This window comes from Amphritea sp., from assembly GCF_016744155.1.
GTDB lineage: Bacteria > Pseudomonadota > Gammaproteobacteria > Pseudomonadales > Balneatricaceae > Amphritea.
The window spans coordinates 85,618-94,514 of sequence record NZ_JADGEW010000016.1 but is presented as its reverse complement, the minus strand read 5'-3'; the positions used below and the strand labels follow the sequence as shown (position 1 = coordinate 94,514).

General features: G+C 48.6%; 7 protein-coding genes. All 7 read left to right on the top strand.

Going from position 1 to position 8,897, the window contains the following annotated elements:
* Window positions 1-255: 255 nt before the first annotated feature.
* On the top strand, window positions 256-1,713 hold the full coding sequence (gene betB, locus QZZ54_RS12815; RefSeq protein WP_290703084.1) for a betaine-aldehyde dehydrogenase: 1,458 nt from the start codon (window positions 256-258) through the stop codon (window positions 1,711-1,713).
* A gap of 97 nt (window positions 1,714-1,810) precedes the next feature.
* Window positions 1,811-3,535, top strand: a complete 1,725-nt coding sequence (gene betA, locus QZZ54_RS12810; protein ID WP_290703083.1) for a choline dehydrogenase — start codon at window positions 1,811-1,813, stop codon at window positions 3,533-3,535.
* A 127-nt stretch (window positions 3,536-3,662) separates the two neighbouring features.
* Window positions 3,663-4,607, top strand: coding sequence for a choline ABC transporter substrate-binding protein (locus QZZ54_RS12805; protein ID WP_290703085.1), 945 nt, complete (start codon window positions 3,663-3,665; stop codon window positions 4,605-4,607).
* A gap of 115 nt (window positions 4,608-4,722) precedes the next feature.
* Window positions 4,723-5,568 (top strand): choline ABC transporter permease subunit, encoded by an 846-nt coding sequence (gene choW, locus QZZ54_RS12800; protein WP_290703082.1) that lies wholly within the window; start codon window positions 4,723-4,725, stop codon window positions 5,566-5,568.
* 2 nt (window positions 5,569-5,570) lie between these two features.
* Window positions 5,571-6,764 (top strand): choline ABC transporter ATP-binding protein, encoded by a 1,194-nt coding sequence (choV, locus tag QZZ54_RS12795; RefSeq protein ID WP_290703081.1) that lies wholly within the window; start codon window positions 5,571-5,573, stop codon window positions 6,762-6,764.
* A gap of 98 nt (window positions 6,765-6,862) precedes the next feature.
* Entirely contained in the window at window positions 6,863-7,996 is a 1,134-nt protein-coding gene (locus tag QZZ54_RS12790; RefSeq protein ID WP_290703080.1) for a BCCT family transporter, read from the top strand.
* 127 nt (window positions 7,997-8,123) lie between these two features.
* The gene (locus QZZ54_RS12785) at window positions 8,124-8,843 is read left to right on the top strand and encodes a TorF family putative porin (protein WP_290703079.1); all 720 of its coding nucleotides are present in this window, start codon (window positions 8,124-8,126) and stop codon (window positions 8,841-8,843) included.
* Window positions 8,844-8,897: the final 54 nt, after the last annotated feature.

The following is an 8,897-nucleotide window of genomic DNA, read 5'->3' as shown; positions in this document are numbered from 1 at the left end:
ATTAATAACTCAATCGAGTGTAATCAAAATTAACTTCAGTTCTAAAAGCGACAACCTAAGCTTTTGACTTTTGGTCAAGAATTAGCCAATATTATTTTTAATTAAACGATCAATTAACAAAAACCAATTACTGATATGCTAACCAGCTAACGCTAAGCCACTTCATCTTTATTGGCGTTAACTGAATACAAACATCGATGTCTGAGTTGCAACTGCTCACAACTAAGGGCATCGAAATAAGCGAGACGAATACCGATGCAAAAAGCTCTATATATAAATGGCCGTTATCAGAACGCTACCTCGGGCGAGACATTTACAACGCTAAACCCAGCCACCGGAGAACAACTGGCGGAGGTTCAACAAGCCTCTCTGGCAGATGTTGACCTTGCCGTTGCAACAGCTAAAGAGGGCTTTAAAGTCTGGTCATCAATGAGTGGTGCCGAACGGGGACGTATCTTAATGCGTGCTGTAGCAATCCTTCGTGATCGTAATGATGAGCTTGCGATGCTGGAAGTGCTTGATACCGGTAAGCCACTACAGGAAGCTAACTGTGTTGATATCGCCAGCGGCGCTGATGTAATTGAATATTACGCAGGGCTCGCTGCAACTATTCATGGCCAGCAACAGGATCTGGGCGGCACTAACTTCTTTTATAGCCGTCGTGAGCCACTGGGAATATGTGCCGGCATCGGTGCATGGAACTACCCTATCCAGATCGCGATGTGGAAATCAGGCCCTGCACTTGCCGCTGGTAACTGCATGATTTTCAAACCCTCAGAAGAAACTCCACTTAGCGTTCTCAAGCTAGCCGAGATATTTACCGAAGCCGGTTTGCCCGACGGCGTATTCAATGTTGTACAAGGTGATTATCGCGTCGGTCAGGCACTGTCGCGTCATCCTGAGATTGCCAAAGTCTCTTTCACCGGCGAATGCGGTACAGGCAAGAAAGTCATGGCTGATGCAGCAGGTTCTTTAAAAGAGGTCACCATGGAGCTGGGCGGAAAATCACCGTTGATCGTTTTCGGCGATGCCAATGTTGAAAATGCTGTTGCCGGTGCCCTACTCGCTAACTTCTACACCCAGGGTGAGGTTTGCACTAACGGCACCCGGGTTTTCGTTCATGACAGTATCTACGATGAGTTTATCCGCCAAGTAGCTGAACGTACCGACCGGATGATTATAGGTGACCCAACTGATCTGAACACTCAGGTTGGCGCTCTGATCTCCACCGATCATATGGAAAAAGTCCTGGGTTATATAGAAGCTGCAAAAGAGGCCGGAGCACGTCTAGTGTGCGGTGGAGAACGTGCAGTAGAAAATGGACTGGATAAAGGCAATTTTGTTATGCCGACCGTATTCGCCGATTGCACCGACGACATGCCAAACGTCAAAGAAGAGATCTTCGGGCCGGTGATGTCGATTCTACACTTCACCGATGAAGAGGAAGTAATACAGCGGGCTAACGGTACCGAATTCGGACTGGCAGCAGGCGTTTTCTCAACCGATTTTTCCCGTGCTCACAGAGTCATCGCCCGCCTTCAGGCCGGTATCTGCTGGATCAACACCTGGGGCGCCTCCCCAGCTGAGATGCCTGTTGGGGGTTATAAACAGTCCGGTGTTGGCAGAGAGAATGGTATTGAAACACTGAATCACTACACCCAGGTAAAAAGTGTATACGTCGAACTGGGGGATGTTGAGTGTCCTTACGAGTAACGGCCCATTAAAGAATCAACATTATGGCCACTGCAATTAGATTTATAGGCACTGCGATACGGCCAGTTATTCCAGCACATTTATTAGCGGTAGTAGTATGACGAATAAAAAACAGTACGATTACATCATTGTTGGCGCAGGTTCTGCTGGCTGTGTTCTGGCCAACCGATTAACTGAGGATGGTAAACACAGCGTACTGCTCCTTGAGGCCGGCGGCAGCGATAAAAGCATTTTTATCCAGATGCCCACCGCCCTTTCCTACCCAATGAATACACCGAAATACGCCTGGCAGTTTCACACAGAAAATGAGCCCTTCCTGGACGGCCGTTCCATGCATTGTCCACGGGGCAAGGTCTTAGGCGGCGGTTCATCTATTAATGGCATGGTTTACGTTCGTGGCCATGCCTGTGATTTTGATGAATGGGAGGAGCACGGTGCCAAAGGCTGGGGCTATCAACAGTGCCTACCCTATTTCAAAAAGGCGGAAAGCTGGGATAAAGGCGGCAATCAGTATCGCGGTGGAACCGGACCACTTGGCACCTGCGGTGGCAACGACATGACCCTCAACCCGCTCTATCAAGCCTTTATTAATGCGGGTGAAGATGCGGGTTACCCGACCACAGATGATTACAACGGCTACCAGCAGGAAGGCTTTGGAGCGATGCACATGACCGTCAAAAAAGGCGTGCGGTCATCCACCTCTAATGCGTACCTTCGTGACGCAATGAAGCGCAGTAATCTTAAACTGATCAGCGGTGTACTGACCCGAAAAGTTGTAATGGATGGCAAGCGTGCTATCGGTATCGAGTATGAAAAGAACGGTAACATTACTGAGGTAGCGGCGATTAAAGAAGTCATTCTTACTGCCGGATCAGTCGGTTCGCCGCAACTACTACAGCTGTCCGGTATCGGGCCGGAAAAAGTACTACAAAATGCCGGCGTCAATGTCGTGCACAATCTGCCAGGCGTTGGCGAAAACCTGCAGGACCATCTTGAAGTCTATTTTCAGTACCACTGTAAGCAGGCGATCACACTGAACGGCAAACTCGACCTGATCAGTAAAGGACTGATCGGCACACGCTGGATGCTGTTTAAAGATGGATTGGGGTCTACCAACCACTTTGAGTCCTGCGGTTTTATCCGTTCAAGAGCCGGACTCAAATGGCCAAATATACAGTACCACTTTCTACCTGCAGCGATGCGCTACGACGGTGGTAAAGCCATAGAAGGCCACGGTTTTCAGGTACATGTCGGCCCCAACAAACCGGAAAGTCGCGGTCGCATATGGATCAAATCGGCAGACCCTAAAGCGAAACCAGGCATCCTGTTTAATTACATCAGCACCGAGCAGGATAAACAGGATTGGCGCGACACTATTCGCCTGACCCGTGAACTGCTGAACCAGCCCGCGATGGATACATACCGGGGCGATGAAATTCAGCCCGGCATTCAGATCACCTCCGATGCAGACATTGACCAATGGGTGAAGGAAAACGTCGAAAGCGCCTACCATCCATCATGTACTTGCAAGATGGGAGCTGATAACGACCCCATGGCGGTATTGGACAGTCAGTGCCGGGTACGGGGTATCGAAGCACTTCGAGTGGTCGATTCATCCATATTCCCAACCATACCCAACGGAAACCTCAACGCGCCAACCATTATGGTGGCCGAAAAAGCTGCAGATATAATTCTCAACAATCAGCCTTTAGCAGAGACAAAGGTTGATAGCTGGATCGATGAGCAATGGCAGTCAAGGCAGCGCCTGGGCACAGCAAAAAGACCATTTATTCCTGACATAACAACTCAAGAGACAGGCTGAGGGCCTGCTCCGCTTACACAGATGCAGCACTGAATAGAGAACTGAATAAGAAAAAAAAGCACACACTTTATTACTTATAAAAGGGTACAGACCAATGAGTACACAACGTAAAGAGATCAGCCCAGGAATGCCTCTACTTAAGAACACTGGAAAAGTGTTAGGCCTTGCCGCCGCAACCATTTTCGCCACATCAAGTGCCTTTGCCGGACAATGTGACAACGTTCGTTTCTCCGATGTGGGCTGGACCGACATTACCGCCACCACTGCCGTAGCCAGTGAGATCGTTTCAGGTCTGGGTTATAAGCCATCAACCCAACTACTGTCTGTACCGGTAACCTATACTTCTCTGGCCAATGCTGACATTGATGTATTTCTGGGTAACTGGATGCCAACCATGGAAGCAGATATCGCTAAATACCGTGAAGCAGGCACCGTTGAAACGGTTCGTGCCAATCTTGAAGGTGCAAAATATACCCTGGCCGTTCCAAAATACGTCTATGACGCGGGTCTGAAAAGCTTCGCAGACATCACAAAATTCAAAGATAAACTGAAAGGCCGGGTATACGGTATTGAACCAGGCAACGATGGTAACCGATTGATTCAGAGCATGATGGACGATGATGCTTTTGGTCTGAAAGGCTTCAAGCTGGTTGAGTCCAGTGAAGCAGGCATGATTTCACAGGTTGGCCGAGCTGCTAAACGTGACCAGTGGGTTGTTTTCCTGGGCTGGGCTCCTCACCCTATGAATTCAAACATTGAGATGGAATACCTGTCGGGCGGTGACGACTTTTTCGGCCCCAACTATGGCGGCGCCAGTGTGCATACCAACGTACGCCAAGGCTACTCCCAAGAGTGCCCTAATATGGGACAACTGCTGAAGAACCTGTCTTTCACTCTGGAGATGGAAAACAAGATCATGGGGGCTATTCTGGACGATGGAATGAAACCCGATGCCGCTGCCCGTGCCTGGTTAAAGACTCACCCAGAGGCCCTTAACAGCTGGTTGGATGGTGTCACTACCCTTGACGGTGGCGATGCCCTTTCCGCCGTTCGCGCACACCTGGAACTTTAATAAACCACTCTGATAATGAGTTCTGAGAAAGAACTCTGATATCAAGCCTGTTCACTGCCAGTATTCTCCCTCTCTGTTGAATACTGGCTGTCTAACTGTAAATAAAGGCTGTCGTATGAACTGGATTACAGAACATAAAATCCCTCTGGGTAGCTGGATGGAAGCTTTCGTCGACTGGCTGACATTTAATGCTGCAGGCTTCTTCGATACCATTTCAGTATCTCTGGAGTGGCTGATTCTCTTTATTGTGGACATTTTCCAGTGGTTCCCTCCCTATGTCCCGATGATATTGACTGCGGCCCTCGCCTGGGCATTGCACCGCAGTATTCCACTGGTCATCTTTGTCGTAGTAGCCCTACTACTGATTTTGAATCTGGGGTACTGGCAGGAGATGCTGGAAACCTTTGTGTTGGTTCTGACAGCAACAACCCTATCGGTAATGTTTGGTATTCCGATCGGTATTCTGGCAGCACATAAACCCAGAATTTACACCTACCTGCGACCGGTATTGGATATGATGCAAACCATACCTACCTTTGTTTATCTGATTCCAACTCTGGTGCTCTTTGGTCTGGGCGTTGTACCGGGCCTGATCTCTACCATTATATTTGCGATCGCAGCGCCTATCCGCCTGACCTATCTGGGCATCAGCAAAGTACCGGAAAATCTCATAGAAGCCGGCAAAGCATTTGGCGCAACACCGATGAAGCTGCTCTTTAAAGTGGAACTCCCCGCCGCAATGCCTAGCATTATGGCCGGCATCACCCAGTGCATTATGCTGTCGTTATCGATGGTCGTTATCGCCGCCCTCGTGGGCGCTGACGGACTTGGAAAACCGGTTATCCGGGCACTAAACACTGTCAATATTTCTCAGGGTTTCGAAGCGGGCCTGGCAATAGTTCTGGTCGCGATCATCCTGGATCGTATCTTTAAAGCCCCTGGCTCCAAAGAGGAAGGTTAATCATGTCAGCTATCAGTATTCGCAATCTGGATGTGGTTTTCGGCGACAATGTTGAAACCAGCCTCAACCTGCTTGATCAGGGTAAAACCCGACAGGAGATCATCGACCTGGGTGGCAATGTGGTAGGTGTACATAACGCCAGTATCGAAGTAGCCGAAGGAGAGATCTGTGTCCTGATGGGCCTGTCTGGCTCAGGTAAATCAAGCCTGCTACGGGCAGTTAATGGGTTAAACCCTATCAGCCGCGGTAATTTGTTGGTCCAGGACGGAGAACAGATGGTCGACATTGGCGCCTGTGATGAGGCAACACTGCGTCATATGCGCACCCGTCGCATCTCTATGGTATTTCAAAACTTCGCTCTAATGCCCTGGCTAACGGTGTTAGACAACGTTGCTTTTGGTCTTGAAATGCAGGGAATGGGCAAGCAGGAACGTCGCGCTAAAGCGATGGAAAAGCTAGAAATGGTCGGATTGCATGAGTGGAGTAATAAATACGCTCATGAACTCTCCGGCGGCATGCAGCAAAGAGTTGGTTTAGCCAGAGCCTTCGCTATGGATAGCGACATACTGCTCATGGATGAGCCTTTTTCTGCTCTGGACCCGTTGATTCGCAGTCAGCTTCAAGATGAACTGATTGAATTACAACAGCGGCTTAATAAGACAATCCTGTTCGTCAGTCATGATCTTGATGAAGCACTGAAGATTGGCACTAATATCGCCATTATGGAATCAGCAGAGATTATTCAGCATGGCAAACCAGAAGATATCGTACTGAACCCAGTGAATGCCTATGTTGAAGAGTTTGTTGCGCATACCAACCCACTCAATGTTCTGAAAGGTCGTTCCCTGATGACTGGTGCGGCAACGTTAGAACGTTTTGACGATATGCTGGTACTTAATCGTAATGATAACACCTGCATCAGTACCAGCGACTCAGGTCAGGTCGTCTCAGCCAGTCGTCAGGGCAAGCCATTAGCGTTGCATCACTGGCAGGAGGGTCAAAATATCGACCTGCTACAGGAAGATACTCTGGTTATGGCGACCCCGGACATCTCAATGCGTCATGCAATTGAGATCCGTTACCGTACCGGACAACCCGTGCTGCTAAACGAAGACGATATTTTGGTTGGAATCCTTTCCGATAATGATTTTTACCACGCTCTACTGGGTAAGCACTTTACCGCCAGCGCCGCGTGACAATAGGGGCTATCAACAGAGCCAATTGCAACACCGTTCTATGCAAAGAAGGTCTGCCAGACAGACCGGTTATATAATAAAAAAAGGAACCATTGCTCATGACAACCATACTGACCTTCGCCATCCTGGTGACACTGCTAACCTCGGCGTACATCGTCGTTCGGGCAGGAAACATCAACTGTAAAGGCCCGATGCCAAGTTCATTGTTTGCCTTTATTGCGATTCTGTTCACCTCCGGCCTCGATGTCGGCCTGATTATGTTCCCGCTGACCGAGTTCCCTACTTATGCTGCCGAAGAGGCATACCAGTTCACTAACCCGCTGGCGATAGAGTTCGGCTTCTGGGGTTTTCTCGTATGGGGGTTCTATTTCCTGACCACTTTCTATTTCTGCGTCATTGAACCCAAAGTAAAGTTGTTTGAAATTCCTGCTATCAAACTAGTGAATAACATAGTGATCATTGGCACCTGTGCTTTCACCGGTTTTTTATTCCTAAGCTACCTGCCAAGTTACGTCGAAGGTATCTCAGATCCCGTCCGCTTTGGTCTGGTCGCGGTGGTCGTACTAATGGCAGTACTCTCCAGTACTGATATCAGTTATGTGAAAATCTTAAGCATAGGCTCTACCTGGCTGTTCTTTGGCTTGATCGCGCTGGTAATGTTCAACACCAACGGCTTAGGGCTTACTGAGCTGGTTGGCACTATGGCGAGTATCGGTGGCTATTTCACCAATATTGATCAATTCACTCACCCGATCTCTGACTATCACGAGTTCTATCTGTTCTGGTGGTTCAGCTGGAGCATCATGATCGGTCAGTTCGTGGCACGCTTTGTCGGTGGTATTAAAACCTGGCAGCTGTGCATCGCCTTGCTGGTTATTCCATCAATCCCATTGGCGATATGGTTCTCAGTCCTCTACTACAACTATGTTAATGCGATTGAAATGACTGAGTTCCTGAAACTGGCAATGGTGTTTGTGGGTATTGTGTTTGTGATTAACTCTCTGGATTCCCTGATCCGGCTGTATACACAGAACCTTTCGCTGACACCTGAGCGATTCGGTAAAGGTAAGTACATTCTGGGTAACTTCATTGCTATGTATGGCCTTATTCTGCTGTACCAATTCACCCCGTTCGATATTGCCTGGATAGGCCTGGTCGTCATTGGACTCTACGCAGCCATCTATCTGCTGCTACTCAAAAAACGCAACCAGCTGGTTGTACAAACCGCCTGATCTGACGCACAAACTCTAACCCCGTTCTGGTCTCTGCCTGATTCGTCAAGCAGCGGACAAACTCTGCCCAAAATTCGGAAATATGCCGAAGAAGGGAATAAAAATATCCTAATCTTGAGGATTAAACATGTTAAAAAAAATTCTATCCACAACTGTAATAATTTCATCTGCAAGCTTCGCATTGCAGGCCCATGCTGATATTTCAGCAACGGCAACGCTGGTATCTGATTACGTTTATAACGGCGTCAGCAGCACCGATGGCGACGCGACCCTGCAAGGTAGTGTCGATTGGTACAACGATGCAGGTTTCTATGCCGGTGTCTGGGCTTCTGGACTGGATGAAGTAGGCTACAGCAGCGCTGAAGTAGAGATAGATTACTATGCAGGTTATGCGGGCAGCATCAATGACGACTTCGGCTTTGATCTGGGTTATGCATTCTACACTTACCCGGGTGCCGACGATGATGGCGCTGAATTCAATTACGGCGAAGTCTATGGCGCGGTGACTTTCAAAGAAAACACTACCGCTAAAGTGCTTTACTCAGATAACTACTTCGGCGATGTGGGCAATTCAGTCGTTGTCACTCTTAGCCATACCATCAGTCTGCCTGAAGAATTTAGCCTGACCCTGGACGCGTCACACACCAAACTTCTGGATGACAAGGGCGCTGCTTACTATGGCCCTAATGCGGATGACGATTCCTATAATCACTGGGGCCTGTCTGTAGCGAAAAGCGTTGCCGGATTTGATCTGTCTCTTGGCTATACGGACACCAATATCGACAAAGACTACTGGGAAGATATCGCCGATGCCCGTGCCGTACTCAGCATCAGCCGTACCTTTTAATAGAATTTTATTTTAAGGATACATATACAGTTCTACCCCTTCAGGGCTGTATAT